At 71.6% G+C, this 18,260-nt stretch carries 15 protein-coding genes and 7 tRNA genes; 10 read left to right on the forward strand and 12 right to left on the reverse strand.

The genetic code is table 11. The features are described 5' to 3' along the window. Positions 1-81: 81 nt before the first annotated feature. The 11 genes from ACNAVT_RS19110 to ACNAVT_RS19160 form a co-directional block, all read right to left on the reverse strand. On the reverse strand, positions 82-300 hold the full coding sequence (locus ACNAVT_RS19110; protein WP_416298064.1) for a hypothetical protein: 219 nt from the start codon (positions 298-300) through the stop codon (positions 82-84). A 658-nt stretch (positions 301-958) separates the two neighbouring features. After that, positions 959-1,029: transfer RNA gene (locus ACNAVT_RS19115), tRNA-Cys, on the reverse strand. Between the two features lie 11 nt (positions 1,030-1,040). After that, a tRNA-Arg gene (locus ACNAVT_RS19120) sits at positions 1,041-1,113 on the reverse strand. Between the two features lie 69 nt (positions 1,114-1,182). Beyond that, on the reverse strand, positions 1,183-1,977 hold the full coding sequence (locus ACNAVT_RS19125) for a group I intron-associated PD-(D/E)XK endonuclease (RefSeq protein WP_416298066.1): 795 nt from the start codon (positions 1,975-1,977) through the stop codon (positions 1,183-1,185). Positions 1,978-2,037: 60 nt separating this feature from the next. After that, positions 2,038-2,110 (reverse strand) — tRNA-Gln (locus tag ACNAVT_RS19130). Positions 2,111-2,134: 24 nt separating this feature from the next. Then, a tRNA-Arg gene (locus tag ACNAVT_RS19135) sits at positions 2,135-2,207 on the reverse strand. A 39-nt stretch (positions 2,208-2,246) separates the two neighbouring features. Next, a complete protein-coding gene (locus ACNAVT_RS19140) occupies positions 2,247-3,446 on the reverse strand; it encodes an RtcB family protein (RefSeq protein ID WP_416298068.1) in 1,200 nt (399 codons plus the stop codon). Positions 3,447-3,476: 30 nt separating this feature from the next. Further along, positions 3,477-3,550 (reverse strand) — tRNA-Gly (locus ACNAVT_RS19145). Between the two features lie 27 nt (positions 3,551-3,577). Beyond that, positions 3,578-3,650, reverse strand: a tRNA-Glu gene (locus ACNAVT_RS19150). 205 nt (positions 3,651-3,855) lie between these two features. Further along, positions 3,856-3,927, reverse strand: a tRNA-Trp gene (locus ACNAVT_RS19155). Between the two features lie 73 nt (positions 3,928-4,000). Further along, the gene (locus tag ACNAVT_RS19160) at positions 4,001-4,123 is read right to left on the reverse strand and encodes a hypothetical protein (RefSeq protein ID WP_416298070.1); all 123 of its coding nucleotides are present in this window, start codon (positions 4,121-4,123) and stop codon (positions 4,001-4,003) included. 155 nt (positions 4,124-4,278) lie between these two features. On the opposite strand from ACNAVT_RS19160, the gene ACNAVT_RS19165 reads away from it, so the two are divergent. After that, positions 4,279-4,890 (forward strand): DUF6058 family natural product biosynthesis protein, encoded by a 612-nt coding sequence (locus ACNAVT_RS19165; protein ID WP_416298072.1) that lies wholly within the window; start codon positions 4,279-4,281, stop codon positions 4,888-4,890. Here the strand turns inward: ACNAVT_RS19165 and ACNAVT_RS19170 are convergent. Then, entirely contained in the window at positions 4,868-6,874 is a 2,007-nt protein-coding gene (locus ACNAVT_RS19170; protein WP_416298074.1) for a GTP-binding protein, read from the reverse strand. The two genes, ACNAVT_RS19165 and ACNAVT_RS19170, sit on opposite strands and share 23 nt — an antisense overlap. 327 nt (positions 6,875-7,201) lie before the next feature. Here ACNAVT_RS19170 and ACNAVT_RS19175 point away from each other — a divergent pair, with 327 nt between their 5' ends. From ACNAVT_RS19175 to ACNAVT_RS19215, 9 genes are all read left to right on the forward strand, one after another. Next, a complete protein-coding gene (locus ACNAVT_RS19175) occupies positions 7,202-8,656 on the forward strand; it encodes a metallophosphoesterase family protein (RefSeq protein WP_416298076.1) in 1,455 nt (484 codons plus the stop codon). 476 nt (positions 8,657-9,132) lie between these two features. After that, on the forward strand, positions 9,133-10,062 hold the full coding sequence (locus tag ACNAVT_RS19180) for a glycosyltransferase family 2 protein (RefSeq protein ID WP_416298078.1): 930 nt from the start codon (positions 9,133-9,135) through the stop codon (positions 10,060-10,062). Then, positions 10,059-11,441, forward strand: a complete 1,383-nt coding sequence (locus tag ACNAVT_RS19185) for a hypothetical protein (protein ID WP_416298080.1) — start codon at positions 10,059-10,061, stop codon at positions 11,439-11,441. Before ACNAVT_RS19180 ends, ACNAVT_RS19185 begins: the two co-directional genes overlap by 4 nt. A gap of 62 nt (positions 11,442-11,503) precedes the next feature. Then, on the forward strand, positions 11,504-12,547 hold the full coding sequence (locus ACNAVT_RS19190) for a lipid II:glycine glycyltransferase FemX (protein ID WP_416298082.1): 1,044 nt from the start codon (positions 11,504-11,506) through the stop codon (positions 12,545-12,547). A gap of 3 nt (positions 12,548-12,550) precedes the next feature. Then, the gene (locus ACNAVT_RS19195) at positions 12,551-12,748 is read left to right on the forward strand and encodes a hypothetical protein (RefSeq protein WP_416298084.1); all 198 of its coding nucleotides are present in this window, start codon (positions 12,551-12,553) and stop codon (positions 12,746-12,748) included. Continuing rightward, the gene (locus tag ACNAVT_RS19200) at positions 12,745-14,043 is read left to right on the forward strand and encodes a hypothetical protein (RefSeq protein WP_416298086.1); all 1,299 of its coding nucleotides are present in this window, start codon (positions 12,745-12,747) and stop codon (positions 14,041-14,043) included. The genes ACNAVT_RS19195 and ACNAVT_RS19200 overlap by 4 nt, the downstream gene beginning before the upstream one ends. Next, the gene (locus ACNAVT_RS19205; protein ID WP_416298088.1) at positions 14,040-15,083 is read left to right on the forward strand and encodes a phosphotransferase family protein; all 1,044 of its coding nucleotides are present in this window, start codon (positions 14,040-14,042) and stop codon (positions 15,081-15,083) included. Before ACNAVT_RS19200 ends, ACNAVT_RS19205 begins: the two co-directional genes overlap by 4 nt. Positions 15,084-15,138: 55 nt before the next feature. Beyond that, a complete protein-coding gene (locus ACNAVT_RS19210; protein ID WP_416298090.1) occupies positions 15,139-17,439 on the forward strand; it encodes a glycosyltransferase in 2,301 nt (766 codons plus the stop codon). Beyond that, positions 17,436-18,251: a polysaccharide deacetylase family protein gene (locus tag ACNAVT_RS19215; RefSeq protein ID WP_416298092.1), complete on the forward strand. Its 816-nt coding sequence runs from the start codon at positions 17,436-17,438 to the stop codon at positions 18,249-18,251. The genes ACNAVT_RS19210 and ACNAVT_RS19215 overlap by 4 nt, the downstream gene beginning before the upstream one ends. Positions 18,252-18,260 lie beyond the last annotated feature (9 nt).

Below are 18,260 nucleotides of genomic sequence, written 5' to 3' on the forward strand. Positions count from 1 at the left end.
CTTTCATGTCAATGACGTTCACACCAAAATGGGTACGCGCCTCCTACCGTCGGGCCGCCCGTGCGTGATCCACTCCCGCCCCTACTCGGCGCCGACCCCGGGCGCCTCATAGATCCACGACTCGGCTGCCCCCTCCGGCGCGCGCTCCACCCGGCGGTATTCGAAGGAATGCGCTGTTTCATGCGCTCCATGGAGTTTGAGGTCGTACGTCGTCGGCGGATCGTCCGCGTCCGGCACGTCCCAATCCACCGTCATCCCGTCGTACGGCCCGCCACGCAGGCGCAGCTTCGCGATCGCCACACTACTGACGGTAGCGAAACCGGAGGCCGCGCGGACGCGTTAGCGCGGCTGAGGTCTCCGTCGCCGCATTCCGTCCCGAGGACGGGTGATCACGCACGTCGACCTGCCGGACAATGGGGCCGTGACGGTGTTCCTGTGCGCCCGCTGCGGCACCGCGTTGACTCCCGACCTGGCCGCACTGCCCGCCGCGCCCGCGCACCATACGAAGCCGACCGGGACCCGAAGACGCGGCGACTTCCCTCCACCCTGCCGCTTGGCCACTACGCCGTCGAGCCGGACCCCTGGGGCGCACCGTACGTAGCGCAGCACGACCAGGACGCCCCGGAGCCGTGCCAGCCACGAGGAAATTTGTGGGTACGCGACGGCCACTTCGTGATCTCGGCCGCCCGCGGAGCACCATCGTCATCCACCCGGACGACGCCTCCGCCCTGCAGCCGCTACCGAACTGGGAGAACAGCCATGGCTGCTGCTGCCCGACCGGACAGGACGGCCCAAACCGAGCCTGCCCCTGCGGCAATCGGCTCGCGACGCTCACCGCCGACTGCTACACGCCCTACGAACTGCACCTGAACCCGGTGCGCGTGTGCCCAGTCGAGGGGTGGCCCAGCACCTGACCCAGCCGCGACTCCAGGACGACATGCACAGTGGACGGCTAACGAGACCGAGGTCGGATTCGAACCGACGTGCACGGTTTTGCAGACCGCTCCCTGGCCACTCGGGCACTCGGTCGGGGAGGTTCGTGCCCCCGGCTGGATTCGAACCAGCGGCCTTCGGATCCGGAATCCGACGCGCTCTCCGCTGCGCCACGGGGGCATGAGCGGGCACGGGAACACCTGCGCCGTACGTAGCGTGCCCTTGCGCGCGCTTGGGGTTGACAACCGGTCACACCCGAAACTGCTCGTACCTCTTGCCCATATTGGCCGTCTTGCGTCGACCGATCACGTCGTATGGCAGCAGGTACATCGAGCCGTCGCCGAGGACGACGAAGAAGTAGTCGATATCGCCCGGCTCATACGGCGCAGATCGGACGTACCCACTGGATTTTTGTCCGGGCTGCCTGTTGTCGTACACGGTCCGGGTGAATTGAACGGAACGGTCGGCGGTGGTCGATGACTTCACCTGGACCCGGTCAAAGCCGTTCGGTGAGTCAACGATGAGGTCGTAGACCGCAGGCTCGACGGGGAGAGAGACCACGTAACCCCGCTCGGAAAACCAAGCGATCGCCTTGCCTGTTGCTGCAACCCGCAGTCGCTGAGGCCTTGGGTCGGCCGTGAATGTGGGCTCGTTGGCGAACGGAACCAGGCCGTTAAATCCGCGGCCCTGGAAATGTTCAACCGAGAGCCCCAACGCCTCGATGCGGGCGGCCAGCTTGGGCCTCCACCCTCCCTGCCGAGAGTTGGCATACCCGATCTCTTGCGCCAGATGGTTCCATGACCGGCACTGCGGCACTAGCTCCCGCAGCCGATCATCACCGACGGCTTTGATCACTGGGTGCCGATACCCATTCCCGTACAGATGACTGTAGCCCAGCCCGAGGCTGTCCGCGCGTTTCCGCAGGCTCTTGAAGGTCTTGCCGCCGATGGGGACGTTCAGCGTCTCGCATACTTCCTTCCAGGATCGCGCGCTAGGCAATACATTGCGGAGCTGATCATGTGTCCAAAGGCGCGGTCTTGGCATTGACCAATCTTAGCCAATATCTCTGCAATCCCCCCACCGGTTGGGCTACGAGGGCTCGTGCTGCGAGCGGAGGACTCGAACCTCCAACCTCCCTTCCAGAAAGGGACGTGCTGCCCACTTGCACCAGCTCGCATGGTGTCCGCCAAGCGGCGGACCGTGCCCCGACCAGGATTCGAACCTGGGCTCTCCGGTTTCGTAGACCGGCGCGCTCTCCGCTGCGCCACCGGGGCGGGCGACCGGCGCCCACCCCCGTGGGGCGCCGATCGGTGTCAACCCTTCACACAGACCACCTGCTTGAGGTGCGCCACCACCTCGACCAGGTCCTCCTGCTGCGCCATCACCTTGGTGATGTCCTTGTATGCGCCGGGGATCTCGTCCACCACTCCGGCGTCCTTGCGGCACTCCACGCCGGCCGTCTGCGCCGCCAGGTCCGCGGTGCTGTAGGTCCGCTTCGCCTGCCCGCGGGACATCCGCCGCCCGGCCCCGTGCGACGCCGAGCAGTACGCGTCCTCGTTGCCCTTGCCCCGCACGATGTACGACCCGGTGCCCATCGACCCCGGGATGATGCCCAGGTCGCCCTTGCCGGCCCGGATGGCGCCCTTGCGGGTCACCAGCACGTCCACCCCGTCGTGCGTCTCCTCCGCCACGTAGTTGTGGTGGCAGGAGATGGGCTCGTCGAAGGTCACGTGTGGGAACTCGTCGCGGACCACCCCGCAGAGCAGGGCGAGCATGACGGCCCGGTTGCGGCGCGCGTACTCCTGCGCCCACCAGAGGTCCCGGCGGTAGGCGTCCATCTCCGGGGTGCCGGCGAGGAACACCGCGAGGTCCCGGTCGGGCAGTTCGACGTTGTGCGGCAGCCCGCGGGCCACCGCCATGTGCCGCTCGGCCAGTTCCTTGCCGATGTTGCGGGATCCGGAGTGCAGCATCAGCCAGACCTGGCCGTCGTCCGGGCCGCCCTGCTCCAGGCAGACCTCGATGAAGTGGTTGCCGCCGCCCAGGGTGCCCAGCTGGCGCTGGGCCCGGGTCTCCAGCTGTGCCACCCTGCGGTCGAGGGTGGCGAAGCGCCGCCAGAAGTCGTCCCAGCCGCGCTGCTCCAGCCCGCGGATCCGGCGCGGGTCGACCGCGTCGTCACGCATGGCGAAGCCGACCGGGATGGCCGCCTCGATCGCCGTACGCAGCGGGGCGAGGTCGTCGGGGAGGTCGGCCGCGGTGAGCGAGGTACGCACCGCCGACATGCCGCAGCCGATGTCCACGCCGACCGCGGCCGGCGAGACGGCCTGCCGCATCGCGATGACGGAGCCGACGGTGGCGCCCTTGCCGAAGTGCACGTCGGGCATGACGGCGACCCCGTGCACCCACGGCAGCGCACCGATGTTGCGCAGCTGCTTGGCCGCCTGCGCCTCGATGGTGTACGGGTCGGTCCAGACCCGGACCGGCACCCGGGTGCCGGCCAGCGGGGTGAAACCCATCGTCGTCTCCTTGGTCTCAGCTGATGTCCGAGCGGCTGGCCGGATTCGAACCGGCAATCTTCACCATGGCGAGGTGACGCGCTGCCTGACTGCGCTACAACCGCGAGGTGGTCCCGAGGCGGGACCAGGCGTAGGCCGTACGGGACTCGAACCCGTAACCGCCCGGCTGAGAACCGGGTGAGCTGCCAATTGCTCCAACGGCCCGTGCGGACGGCGGTTGCCGTCAGGCGGAGTCCGGGACCGCGGAATCGAACCGCGTGTCTCTCGCGCCCAAAGCGAGCGGGTCAGCCAGCTCCCTCGTCCCGGATGCCCGGCCGGGCGCGCGGCGCCGGCCGGGATCGTGCTCTTGCCGTCCACTGTGGAGTTAAGAAGGAGCGACGTCGCCGACGTGTGGCCGGGACGAGGGAAGCAGGGGCGACAGGATTTGAACCTGCAACCGTCGGATTTGGAATCCGGTGCTCTTCCGTTGAGCTACGCCCCTCGGAATCCGGTGACGAAAAAGCCGCCCGGTTCCCTGTGGCGGGGCGGGCGGCTGCGCGTGTCTCGCGCTGGCGCTAGTCGCGCCGCCACCCCGGTAGCCACCGCTGCCGTCGGCAGGAGCCCAGGCCGAGTTCGGCCAGCAGGGCACCGCCGCGCGGCGTGGGCCGCTCGGTTGTGGTGCGGTTCTGCTGCGACACGGCGTGCTCCCTGGGTGGTGGAACCAATTGACGTTGCCCGTTCACGGTAGGCGGCCCGCGCGGCGCACCGCAACGGATATTCGTGAGAACGTTTCGGTGGGTGCCGAAGGTTTCCGGCCCTAGCCTGTCGCCGGGCACGAAAGGAAGGGGCCGGGGTGGACTTGCGGCATCGGGTGGCGGAGCGGTTTCGCGAGATCAACGGGGAACATCCGATGACGGCGGCGGACGACGCGTACGTCAGCGGGCAGTTCGTCGTGCTGGAGGAGCTGTGCGCGGCGACGGGGCGGGACCCGGACGACGTACGCCGGCTGATGCTGGACCGGCGGCTGCCGCTGCCAGGCTATCTGCGCTCGGCCGGCGCGGAGATGGTCCCGGCCGACCTGTTGGCGCTGGCCGAGCGGGCGGGCGGAGCGGAACTGCTGGCGGAATGGTTCGTCGGGCACTGGGCCGACCCGGCGCGGGGCGCGGCCGAATGGGACGCGTACCTCAGCGGCCGGTACGTCTGCCTGCACTCGGTGACGCCGGAGAACATCCGGCGCAAGGACGAGTTGACGGTGGCGATCCGGGCCGCGCCGGCCGAGCCGGACGTCGGGTCGGCGGCGTGGCTCGACCGGCTGCACACGCTGGTCGACGAACTGGACGCGCTGGAACCGGCGTTCACCGGGTACGACCGGCTCCGGTTCGGCGGCCCGACGTCGCGGGACGACTGCGTGGACGCGGTGCGGGTCCGGTACCCGCGCCCGGTCAGCGCTGCGGCCGGGCGGTGACCCGACGCGCCACGGCGAGCAGGTATTCCTTGCGGTTGAGCGGGTCGTGGTCCCAGCGGGGCCGGCTCGGTGCCGGCCCGCGGACCGGTCGGTAGTGGTCGAACTCGGCCTCCAGGGTGCCCTCGCCACGGGTGAGCGAGGGCAGTCGCTGCTCCAGCGCGTGCACCCGGCCGGCCGGCACCTCCCCTTCGAGGAGGTACGACCCGCCCTGGAGGGTGGAGCCGCGGGGCACCGCGTCGTGGGCGGCCAGCACCGGCAGGACCACGCCGAGCAGGTCGGCCGGTAGGTCCAGGCGGAACCGGTGCACCGGCTCGTGGACCCGGGTGCCGGCGCGGCCGAGCGCGGCCATGAGCACCAGCGGGGTGAGGTTGCGGAAGTCGCCGGCGGTGCTGGACATGCTCTTGTCGAACACCCCGTGGGCGTGGCTCTGCCGGGCCCAGTAGCCCCCGTGGGTGAGGGTGACCACGCAGTCGATCACCTCCCAGCCGTGCATGCCCTGCCGGAGGGTCTCCCGAACGGTCTCCTCGATGGCCTTGAGGAAGGCCAGCGGCATCGAACCGAGTTCGATGCCGAGCCGGAACTCGACGCCGCTGCCGATCGGCCCGGGTTCGACCAGTAGCCCCACGGTGCCGAGGAACGGGTTCGGGTCCTTGCCGATCCACTCGACGGCGGCGCCGACGCCGACCGGCCGTTCGACGCAGACGGTGGTGGTCTCCCGGAAGGTGACCGGGACGGCGTACTCGTCGGCGAGGGTGGCCTGGATGACCTCCTTCTGCACCTCGCCGTAGAGGGACACCGCGATCTCCTGGCGCAGGTCGTCCTGGCGCAGGTTGATCAGCGGGTCCTGCTCGGCGAGTTGGGCGAGGGCAGCGTGCAGGGCCGGCCGGTCGGCCACCCGCACGGGCACGACCACGGTCTCCAGGCTCGGCGGGGAGAAGTGGTGGCGGCCGGCCGGGCGGTCGGGCGGGGTGCCGAGGGGATCGCCGACGCGCACGTCGGCCAGGCCGTGGAGCCGGGCGATCCGGCCGGCGCCGACCGAGTCGCGGGGCACGGCGTCGCCACCGTCGTAGACGCCTATGCCGGTGACCTTGGCCTCGTGGTCCCGCCGGTAGCGGATCCGGTCGCGGACCCGCACGGTCCCGGTGAAGATCCGGGCGTATGCGATCTTCTCGCCGGCCGGGCCGCGCTCGACCTTGAAGACGGTGCCGGAGAGCGGGCCGTCGTCGTCGCCCTCGGCGGCGGGCAGCAGCTCGGCGATGCCGGCGATCAGGTCGTCCACTCCGGCGCCGGTGATGGCCGAGCCGGCGTGGACGGGGTGCACCCGGGCCCGCGCGGTCTGGGCGGCGAGCGCCGCGCGCAGCCGGGCCGGGGTCACCGCCCGCTCGTCCGCCACGTACGCGGCGAGCAGCGCGTCGTCGTGCGCGCAGAGCAGGTCGACGAGCCCCGTGGTGTGGCGGGGGTCGTCCGGCCGGAAGGGCACCCAGCGGGCGGCCGGGGTGCCGGCGGCGGCGACCCGTCCGAGGGCGACCACGTGCGGGGTCAGCCGGTCGGCGATCTGGCGCAGCACCCGGCCCGGATCGGCGCCGGCCCGATCCGTCTTGTTCACGAAGATCAGGGTGGGGATGCCCAGCCGGTGCAGGGTGCGGGCCAGGACCCGGGTCTGGGCCTGGACGCCCTCGACGGCCGAGACAACGAGCACCGCGCCGTCGAGCACGCCGAGGACGCGTTCCACCTCGGCGATGAAGTCGGGGTGGCCCGGGGTGTCGATCAGGTTGACCGTGACCCCGGCGACGACGAAGGAGACGACGGCGGAGCGGATGGTGATGCCGCGCTGCCGTTCCAGCGCCATGCTGTCGGTGCGGGTGCTGCCCGCATCGACGCTGCCGAGCTCGTCGATGACGCCGGCGCTGTGCAGCAGCCGTTCGGTCAGGCTGGTCTTACCGGCGTCGACATGGGCGAGGATTCCAAGGTTGAGGGTTTTCACGCAGCGTCATGTCCTCTGGGTAGGCGGTCGTTGCCTGGTGGTGGGACATGGACGCGGCTCGCATTCCCGGGCTCCTCTGCGCTCGGTGGACCTGCTGGTCGGATTGCAGCAATGGCGCCGGGCCGCCGGCAACTGATTAACCCGCACGGGCGACGGTCGGGTCGGTGGAGCGAAGCCCGTGTTTCCGGTTGCCCGCATACTCGTGCGGTGGCGTTGCTCTGCGAACCGTACCTACTTGACCCACAGCCGGACGAAATTCACGTACTGTGGCACACCGAGCAGGTCGGCAGGTGCCAGGTCGTCCTGGTGGGCGTCGGGGTGCCGGAGATGACCGAACAGGACGCGTACGCCGCCGCCACCGGCCCGGCCGAAGCGGGTAGCGGGTGGCGGCGGTTTCGCGCCGCGACGCTCCCCCTGTCGCGCACCCGGGAGGACGCGGAGTCGTCGGTGCCGGGCCGGACGTACGGCGGCGTGACCCGCCGCCCGGTGTTCCGGCACCTCGCCAGGGTCGCCGGGCTGCCGGCCGGACGCACACCGTACCGGGTCGTGAGCATCGGCGACGACGGACGCGCGAACGTCACGGCCGCCTACCACCTGGCCCCGGCGGTCCCGGCGGGGCGACCGGTCCGGCTGCTGTTGACCAGCGACCACCAGCTCATGCCGATGGTCCCGGCGAACCTGGCCAAGGCTGCCGAGACAGCCGGCGGCCTGCTCGACGGCGTGCTGATGGCCGGTGACATGGTCAACGTCCCGGACCGGGCGAGCGACTGGTTCGACAGCACCCGTCGGCCGGCCTTCTTCGCCGCCTTCGCCGGCCGGGCGGTGGGCCGCTGGCCGGGCGCGCCGATCCTGCCGAACACCCCGCTCTATCCGACGATCGGCAACCACGAGGTCATGGGACGCTGGTCGGCGACCGCCTCGCTGGACGAGCAGTTCAACGACCCCCAGCCCGGCGCCTGGGACGTCACCACCTACGAGGAGCTCTTTCCGGTGCCGCGCAGCGAGGCGGGCGGGCCGCGCTGGTGGTCGCGGACGATCGGCAACGTCCATCTGATCGCCCTCTTCGCCACGGCGATCTGGCGCTCGCCGAAACTCGTCGGACGGGGAAAGTTCCAGGAAGCCGCCCAGGACGTCGACGATCCGCAGCGATGGGGGCACGGCCAGTTCATCTTCGAACCGATCGCCCGCGACTCGGCCCAGTACCGCTGGCTCGCAGCGGAACTGGCTTCGCCCGCGGCGCGGGCGGCCCGGTACCGCGTGGTGATGTTCCATCACCCGAGTCACGGACTCGGTCACCACTCGGCACCGCCGTTCACCGACCCGGTGCCGACGGTCCGGCCGGGCGGGATCACCTACCACTATCCGCTCGCCGACGACCACATCCTGCGCGACGTCGAGCCACTGCTCGACGAGGCGGGGGTCCACCTGGTCCTCAACGGGCACTCACACGTGTGGAACAGGTTCCGCAACGCGGCCGGGGTGCACTGGCTGGAAACGTCCAACGTCGGCAACAGCTACGGCGCCTACGACGTGACGTCCGGCCGGTCGCGCGCGCTGCCGGACGGATACGTCCAACAGGGTGACCCGGGCGGGTTGTCGCCGATCGTCCCCACGGTCGCGCCCCTCACCGCCCCGGACGGCACCGCCCTGCCGTACGTGGCGAGCAACGAGATCACCGTCTTCACGCTGCTCGACTCCGCCGACGGGATGGTCCGCTCGTACCGCTTCGACACCGTCGATCCGAACGCCGAGGCGATCCTCTTCGACGAATTCCCCCTGTGAGCATTGCTCAAGCGCCGCCGTCACCTCCGCCGTGTACTCGCTGGCCAGCACGGCGTACCAGATCCTCGCCGGCGGGCCGCCCTTCCAGCCCTCCGAGGCTCGCCGGCGCCCGGGCCGGCCGGTAAACGAAACAGGTCGCCGTCGATGAGCATCACCGTTACTGCCCGGGTGAACTGATCCCCGGCGACCACCACCAGCCACTCGTTCGTTCGATGCATCGCCCGAAATGAGCCTGATTCAGTCTGTAAATCCGGCGTGTACATCTTTGTGCGGTGTTAGCTTTACCTCCTGTTCACCCCGGCACAAACGGGCTTGAACCAGACCAATCCGCGCATTCGCGCCAGGGCGCGCTCCCGCGCGGAAATCACGGGGGAAGGAAGGCTGATGAGAGGTACATCGAACATCCCTGCCTGCGTTACGAGGGAAACCGCCGTCGTACCGCGGGACGGCCTCACGGCCCGTGGGGAGGGGATCCGATGACCTTGAACCGGGACATCGACCTGCACGCACCCGACCGGCTGGCCGAGCCCCCACTCACCGCACCGGCGGGGCAGGGTGACCGGGCACTGAGCATCCTTCGGATGCGGGAACGGCCCGACGGCGACGCCGGAGTGGTCGACGCTCGCCCCGAGCGACAGACGGTGAGCGTGGTCATCCCGACGCTCAACGAGGAGAAGAACATCGCGTGGGTGCTCGAGCGCATGCCGCCGATCGTCGACGAGGTGGTCCTCGTCGACGGGCACTCGGCGGACCGTACGGTCGAGGTCGCCCGCGCCATCCGGCCGGACATCGTGGTGCTGACCCAGAACTGCCGGGGCAAGGGCGACGCGGCGCGGGTGGCGTTCGCCGCGGCCACCGGCGACCTGATCGTGATGATCGACGCCGACGGCAGCATGGATCCCGCCGAGATCCATCGCTACGTCACCCCGCTCATCAACGGCTACGACTTCGTCAAGGGCTCCCGGTTCCTGACCGGCGGTGGATCGACCGACCTGACCGCGCTGCGCCGGACCGGGAACAACATGCTGGTGCGGCTGACGAACAGCTTCTTCCTCGTCCGCTTCACCGACCTGTGCTACGGCTTCGTCTCGTTCCGTCGCGAGTGCCTACCGGCGCTCGCCCTGACCTCGCACGGCTTCGAGATCGAGACCGAACTCGTGGTCCACGCGCTGAAGGCGAACCTGCGCATCGCCGAGGTGCCGAGCACCGAATTCCCCCGCCGCTGCGGCACCTCCAACCTGCACACCTTCCGCGACGGTCAGCGGGTGCTCCGGACCCTTCTCCGGGAGCGGTTCGTCCGGCGCTCCCGACCGGTGGTGGACCCGATCGACCACCGCGTGCTGCAGCGGTGGCAGCCCCAGGCCGCCGAGCCGACCAGCCTGGCGCTGAGCGAGGTGCATCGATGATGCCGCGCCCCCTGCGGCGTGCCCGGGTGACACGCGGCTCCTACGCCCTCGCCCTGTTGGTGGGCGTGCTGCTCGGCGCCGCACCCGCGCACGACGGGCTCGCCAAACCCAAAGACCCACCTGCGCACGGGCACGGGCACGGGTACGCCAAACCCAAACCCGAACCCACACAGACCCTGGCGGCCGCGGGTGACATCGGCTACGTCGGTCCCTCCACCGCCGGCGACGGCTCGGCGGCGACCGGTGAGAAGCCGGAGAGCAAGCTGTGGTGGAACGACGGCCGCTGGTGGGCGGTGCTGTTCCACACCGGGAGCCAGACCCACCACATCTTCCGGCTGGACCGCTCCACGCAGCAGTGGATCGACACCGGGACCGTCGTCGACAACCGGCCGAAGACCCGCTCCGACGCGCTGTGGGACGGCAGCAGGCTCTACGTCTCCTCGCACGTCCGGGCCAGTTCCTCCGCGGACGCGGCGTCCGGAAACCCGGCCCGGCTCTACCGGTTCAGCTACGACGCCACGACAAAGACCTACACCCGCGACACCGGCTACCCGGCGCAGATCAGCAACTACTCCAGCGAGACCCTCACCATCGACAAGGACTCGACGGGCGTGCTCTGGGCGACCTGGACGCAGGGCTCGAAGGTCTACGTGAACAACACGACGGGCGGGGACGCGGTCTGGGGCACCCCGTTCGTGCTCCCGGTCACCGCCGCCACCGCCCTGGACAGCGACGACATCTCGTCGGTGGTGACCTTCGGCCACACCCGGACCGGCGTGATGTGGAGCCACCAGCCGAAGTCCGCGATCTACTTCGCCGAGCACGTCGACGGCGCGTCGCGTACCACCTGGGCCGTCACGCGTACGGCGATCCAGGGTCCGAACAACGCCGACGACCACATCAACATCAGGACGCTCCAGGACGACGGCTCCGGACGGGTCTTCGCGGTCATCAAGACCTCGCTCGACGACGCCGGCGCCACGAGCTCGGCGCCTTTGATCATGCTCCTCGCCCGGGACCCGTCGACCGGCGACTGGTCCAGCTACCGGGTCGGGCGGATCAAGGACTGCCACACCCGACCGGTCCTGCTGCTCGACTCCGAACATCAGATGCTGTACGTCTTCATGACCGCGCCGGACAGCGGCTGCCCCTACACCGGCTACCCGGGAACGATCTTCATGAAGAGCTCCCCGATGGGCAGCATCGACTTTCCCGACGGCCGCGGCACCCCGGTCATCAGGGACGCCCGCTCGCCCAACATGAACAACGCGACGACCACCAAGCAGAGCGTCACCAGTGCGACCGGCATGGTGGTCCTGGCCAGCAACGACTCCACCCAGCGCTACTGGCACGCCGACATCCCGCTGGGCGCGTCGTGAGCGCCGGGACGAGCCTCGAGCGCCGCCTCGGGGCGACACCCGGCGACCAGCGACCGCCGCGGGTGACGAGTCCGGTTCCGGTCGACGTGTGGGAGGAGGTGCTGGCCTCCGCGCCGAACGCCCTACCCAGCCAGACGCCGACCTGGCTCCGCTGCGTCTGCACCGTCACAGGCTACGAGGACGTCTCGCGGCTCTACGAGACCGCCGACGGAAGGCGCCTCGTCCTTCCGCTCGTACGACGCCCGGGGCTCGGTTCGATCCTTGCGGCGGACTTCGGACTCCCCGTCGGCTGGGGACCGGGCGGGCTGGTCTGCGAAGGCGGAGAGCTGCGCCCGGAGGACGTCCGGATGGTGGTCACCGACCTGGCACGGCGGCACGTGCTGAGCACCCTGGTCCGCCCCGATCCGGCCGCCGCACCGACCTGGGACGCGGTGGTGCCGGCGAACGTGCTGCGGGAGCAGCGGATGACGCAGACGGTCTTCCTCGACGGCGGCTTCGACGAGGTCTGGCGCAAGCGGTTCCGCAGCGACACCCGCAACCGGATCCGGCGAGCCGAGCGGGCCGGCGTCGTCGTCGAGCGTGACGACACCGGCCGACTGATCCCGGTCTTCCACCGGCTCTACGGCGAGTCCGTCGACCGCTGGGCGCGGCGGGACGGTCTCCCGCTGCCGCTCGCCCGGCGGCTGGCGGCCCGACGGGAGCCGCACCGGAAGCTGCAGACCGTCGCGGAACTCCTCGGCTCCCGGTGCCGGACATACGTCGCGTACCACGAGGGACGGCCGGTCTCCGCGATCGTCGTGCTGCGCGAAACACGGACGGCGATGTACTGGCGCGGCGCGATGGTGGAGAAGCTCGCCGGCCCGGTCTACGCCAACTACCTGTTGCACAAGACCGCGATCGCGGACGCGATCGAGGCCGGGTGCACGGCCTACAACATGGGCGACTCGGCCCGGGTCTCCTCGTTGGAGCTGTTCAAGAGCCGCTTCGGCGCGGTCAGCCAGGACTACGCCTGCTACCGGATCGAACGGGTGCCGATCACCCCACTGGTCCAACGCGCTCGCGGCGGCGTACGGCGGATCCTGGCGCTCCGGACGGCGCGGGGGTAGTGCATGAGCCGTACACCGTCTCGCCGGCCGGGCTCGCCCCGGCCGGCGCTCTCCGTGGGCGTCACCCACACCCAGTTCTCGATCAACGACTCGGCGGAGGTCACCTTCCCCGCCGGCCTCGTGATGTCGGCGCCCGCCGTACCGACGGGCCGGCGCCTCCGCCTGCCCGACGTAACCACGCAGCTTCCGGAGACGCGATGAGAGGCGACGACACGACCACGGTGGCGGACCGCCCGGACCTGCCACGGCCGACGGAACCGGCGGCCGCGCACGGGCTCGCCCGGGCGGTGCTGGCCGGCCTCGACGAGGCCGGCGTGCGCTGGTGCCTGCTGCGCGGCGGTCCGGAGGCGCTCATCGTCCCCGGGGACCTGGACCTCCTGGTCGCGCCGGCCGATCTCGAGCGGGCCGTGGCCGTGGCGCAGGCCCACGGCCTGATCCGCCTGGCCGGGCACGGCCGGGGCAGTCACCGGTTCTTCCTCGGGCTCGACCCGGCCACCAGCTCGTGGGTCGAACTCGACCTGGTGACGGAGCTCGCCTACGGCCGTCACTTCGAGGTCCGCACCCGGGCCGCCGACCAGTGCCTGGGCCGCCGGGTACGCCAGGACGACGTGTGGGTGCTCGCGCCCGGGGACGAATTCTGGGCGCTGCTGCTGCACTGCGTGCTCGACAAGGGCAGGATCGCCGACCACCACCTACGTCGCCTGCGGCAACTCGAGGACCATGCCGCGCTCGACGGTCCGGTCGCCCGGGCGCTGCCGGACCGGGCGGCCCGGATGCTGCTGGCGTACTGGCGGGCCGGTCGCCCGGCAGCGCTGCCGGCCGTACGTCGGCAGGTGCTCGCCGCGTGGTGGCGGGCCCGTCCGGCCAGCGCGGCCCGCCGTCTCGTCGGCTCGGCCGCGCTGCGCTCGATCGAGCGGCCGCTGCAGGCGTGGGGCCGTCGAGGTGTCGACGTCGCCCTGATCGGCCCGGACGGAGCGGGGAAGTCCACCCTGGCCCAGGGGATCGAGTCGACGTTCTACTTTCCGGTACGCCGCGTCTACATGGGCCTGTGGCCGTCGCACGAGGCGCCGCGCACCGCCGCCGAGCAGGGCGTACGTATCCTGCTGCGCCCGTTCACCGTGTGGCGTCGCTACCTGGCGGCGCTGCGCCACCGGGCGCTGGGCCGGATGGTGGTCTTCGACCGCTACGTCTACGACGCCCTGCTGCCGCCGCGCGGGCCGCTGATCTGGCTCAAGCGGCCGTATTTCCACCTGCTGAGCCGACTCTGCCCGGCGCCCACCGTGGTGCTGCTGCTGGACGTCCCGGGCTCGGTGATGTACCGCCGCTCCGGAGAGTACGACCCGGCGCACCTCGAGGGGGAACGCGAGCAGTACCGGCGGCTGCGCCGGCGGGTCCCGCACCTGGAACGCGTGGACGCCGACCGTGCGCCGGAACTGGTGCTCGCCGACGCGCTCGGCCGGATCTGGCGGCACTACGTCGAGCGGGCGGCCCGGTGAGGGGCGCCGTACATTGGGCGCAGCCGGTCCTGCGGGACCGGCTCGCCAGTTGGTTGCACCGGCCCGAACGGAGCTGGACCGCCGCCGTCGCCCCCCGCCTCGTCGCCCAGGCAACCGCCACCGACGACACGCGGTGGCGGACCGAGACCGTCGCCTTCACCAGCACGTCGGTCGCCGTGGCCACCGTACGGGGCCGCGCGGCCGGCGGACGCTACATGGTCAAGGTGCCCTGGACGGAGCAGGCTGTCGAGGGGCTGCGACGCCAGGCCGAGGTGCTCGACCTGCTGTGGACGAACCCGCGCCTGCCCGGCCTGCGCTCGCTTCTGCCGTACTGCGTGGCACAGGGAGAGGTCGAGGGTCGCTACTACTGCGTGGAGGGGGCGCTGCGGGGAGCGCCGGCGAACCGGATGATGCTGCGGCGTACCCAGCGGGCCGCGCTGCTCGCCTCCGCCGGCCGGATCATCCGCGACCTGCACCAGCGCACCCGGGAACGGACCGTGCTCGACCGGGCCGCCGTGGCGGAGTGGGTGGACCGCCCACTCCGGCGGCTGGAGGAGTTCGTCGCCACCCACCCGCGACGCGGCCGGCTCCTCGACACGGTGTGGCGACTGCGGGAGGAGCTCGCCGTCGCCCTCGTCGGCCGCACCGTGCACGCCGCCTGGATCCACGGCGACTTCTGGCCCGGCAACCTGCTGGCCACCTCACCGGACGGCCGAGTGACCGGGATCGTCGACTGGGATCGGGCCTCGGCCCGCCAACTCCCCCTGCACGACCTGCTGCACCTGCACGTCCTCGCCCGTCGGCTGGCCCGCGGCGACGAACTCGGCGAGATCGTCGTCCAGGCGCTGCGGCACGGCATCGACCGGACGCTCGACGTCCCCGCCGACGAGGCGGCCGACTGGCTGGACGGCATCCCGCCCCGACCGGCCCTGCTCCTCTACTGGTTGCGCCACATCCTGCTGTTCATCGACTCGGAAGGTGACCATGACGATCCACGCTGGATCCGCAGCAACGTCGAACGCGTCCTCGTCAACGTCTGAGCCGGTCACCGTCCTCGATCCGCAGGTGCCGGCTGGGCCCGGCTCGGCCCCGACGGTGACCGTGGTCGTGTGCGTCTACACCGAGCGGCGGTGGCCGCAGATCGTCCGGGCGGTCGACTCCGTGCTGGCGCAGGACGTGCCGGCGGCCCAGGTCGTCGTGGTCGTCGACCACAACCCGGCGCTGCTGGAGCGGGTGCGCGCCGCCTTCCCCGCGCTGACCGTCACCCCGAGCGCCGGCCCGCGCGGCCTCTCGGCGGCCCGCAACACCGGGCTGGCCCGTGCGACCGGCGAGATCGTCGCCTTCCTCGACGACGACGCCGAGGCGGAGCCCGACTGGCTGGCCCGGCTGCTGCCGCACTACCAGGACGAGCGGGTGCTCGCGGTCGGCGGCCACGCCGTACCGGCCTGGGAGGAGGACCGGCCGCGCTGGCTGCCCCCGGAGTTCGACTGGGTGGTCGGGTGCAGCTTCACCGGCCAGCCCACGGAGGTCGCCGCCGTGCGGAACGTCATCGGCTGCAACATGTCCTTCCGCCGGTCGGTCCTGGAGCGCACCGCCGGTTTCGACCCGGCGCTCGGGCGCGTCGGGCGGACGCCGGTCGGCTGCGAGGAGACGGAGCTCTGCATCCGAGTCCAGCAGCTCGAACCGGACGGCATGGTGCTCTACGAGCCCGCGGCCCGGGTCCGGCACCGGGTGACCGTGGACCGGACGACCTGGCGCTACTTCCGGCAGCGCTGCTTCTCGGAGGGACGGTCCAAGGCGGTCGTCGCCCGGCTGGTCGGTAGCGACGCCGGCCTCGCCACGGAGCGCACGTACACCCGCCGCACCCTCCCCGCCGGGGTGCGCCGCGGCCTGCGCCAGGTCCGTGCCGGCGACCGCGCCGGACTGCTGCGCTCCGGCGCGATCGTCGCCGGGCTGCTCGTGACCGCCGCCGGCTACGTCTCGGCCCAGGCCCTGCGCGCCTCTCAGGCGGTCAGCGAGCCGGGCCCCCGGCGCCCGACCGGTCCGGCGCCGATCCGGGTACTCGCCGTGGAGCTCACCGAGGGGGTGCCCGACGTGCCCGACACGGGCGGGCCGGACGGCACCCGGTACGGCGCGGCGCAGGTCCTGGTCCGGCTGCACGGGCAGCCGCTCGGGCTGGTCGACGTCGCGCTGCCGGCCGGCGGGCTGGCCGCGCCGGCACTCACCGCCGCGATCCGGGCCCGGTTCGCCGCGGCGATCGACGCACACCTGCGACACGACGGCCTGCCCCCGCTCGACCGGCTCGATCCCGGCCCGTTCGGGGAGGGCGGCGGCAGCGGCGAGGCACTCGTCACCGAAGCGGCCGCACCCGCCGGCGCCCGGGCGTGTTTTTCCCGCCGGCCGGCGACGGAGGGCAGCCCGTTCGTCAGCGTGGTCGTACCCACGTGTGGACGCACGCCGCTCTTCGAATCCGCCCTCGACTCCCTCGCCGCCCTCGACTACCCCCACTACGAGATCGTCGTCGTGGACAACGCGCCACAGGTCACCGGCACGGCGCGGATCGTCGCCGGTCGCGCCGCCGACGATCCGCGGTTCCGCTACACCAGCGAACCGCGACCCGGCGTCGCACACGCCCGAAACCGGGGGCTGGCCGAGGCGCGGGGCGGGATCGTGGCCTTCGCCGACGACGACGTCATCCTCGACCGGGCGTGGCTGCGCCACCTCGTCGACGGCTTCACCGACGACGAGGTGGCCGGGGTGACCGGCCAGGTCCTCGCCCGGGAACTCGACACGCCGTCGCAGATCTGGCTGGAGCAGTACGGCGGTTACGGCAAGGGCTGCCAGCGACGGCGGTTCGACCGGGCCGGGTCCGCCACGCTCGAAGCGGGGGGCACGCATCGGGTCGACCTGCCACCGTCGTCGCTCCACCCGTACCTGCCCGGGTCGTACGGCTCCGGCGCCAACATGGCGTTCCGCACCGACGCGCTGCGCCGGCTGGGCGGCTTCGATCCGCGGCTGCGCAGCGGGGAGGACATCGACGTGCTGCTGCGTACGGTGCTCGCCGGACACGCGCTGGCCTACGAGCCGGGGGCCATCGTCTGGCACACGCACCGACGTGAGCTGCGCGCGCTGCGACGGACCATGTACCTCTACGGCGTCGGACTCGGCGCCGTGCTGACGAAATGCCTGACGAGCGACCCCACCACCCGGCGGGACCTGCTGAGGCGGCTGCCCCGCGGCGTCGCCTACGCCCTGCGGCCCGGGTCGGCGAAGAACGACCGGAAGCAGCGGGACTATCCCGCCTCGCTGACCGCCCTCGAACTCTGCGGGCTGGCGCTCGGGCCGGCCTACTACGCCGCCGCCGCCGCGGCCCGATCCGGAAGGAGCCGCACGTGAGCCGTCCACCGAAGACCGTCGTCCCCGTCCTCTGCTACCACAGCGTCGGCGACGAACGCCGGGACAACACCCTGCGCTGGTCGGTGTCGCCGGGCGACTTCGACGAGCAGATGGCGCTGATCCGGGAGCGCGGGCGTACGCCGATGACGGTGAGCGGCTACGCGGCCGTGCTGCGCGGGCTGGCCCCGCTGCCGCCCCGACCGGTGTTGATCACCTTTGACGACGGCTTCCCCGACCTCGCCGAAACCGCACTGCCGGTGCTGCGCCGGCACGGGCTCACGGCGACGGCGTACGTCATCGCCGCGCGGGTGGGCGTGGCGCCGCCGCCGGACGGGGATCCGTCGCTCGACCGGGACCAGCTCCGTGACTTGCGGGCGCACGGGGTGGAGATCGGGTCGCACAGCCGGAGCCACCGCGCGCTCGACTGTCTACGCCCGACCGAGCTGCACCAGGAGGTCGCGGGGAGCCGTCAGATGCTGGAGGACGTGACGGGTACGGCGGTCCGCTCGTTCGCCTATCCATACGGCTACCACAGCACCACGGTGCGGACCGCGGTACGCGCCGCCGGCTACACCTCCGCCTGCGGAGTCAAGAACGCGTTGAGCCACCCGGGCGACGACGTCTACGCCGTCGCCCGGGTGCTGATCGAGCGGGACACCGGCGTCGCCGGGATCGAGGCCCTGCTCGACGGCACCGGCTGGCCGCTGGCCTGGCGCGGCGAGCGGCTTCGCACCCGGGGTTGGCGCGCGTACCGGCGGGCCCGCCACCTGGTGCACAACGCGCGTCCGCGGCTGAGCCAGCCGACCTCGTGACGTCAGGGA

Source organism: Micromonospora sp. SL4-19 (genome assembly GCF_047921475.1).
GTDB lineage: Bacteria > Actinomycetota > Actinomycetes > Mycobacteriales > Micromonosporaceae > Micromonospora.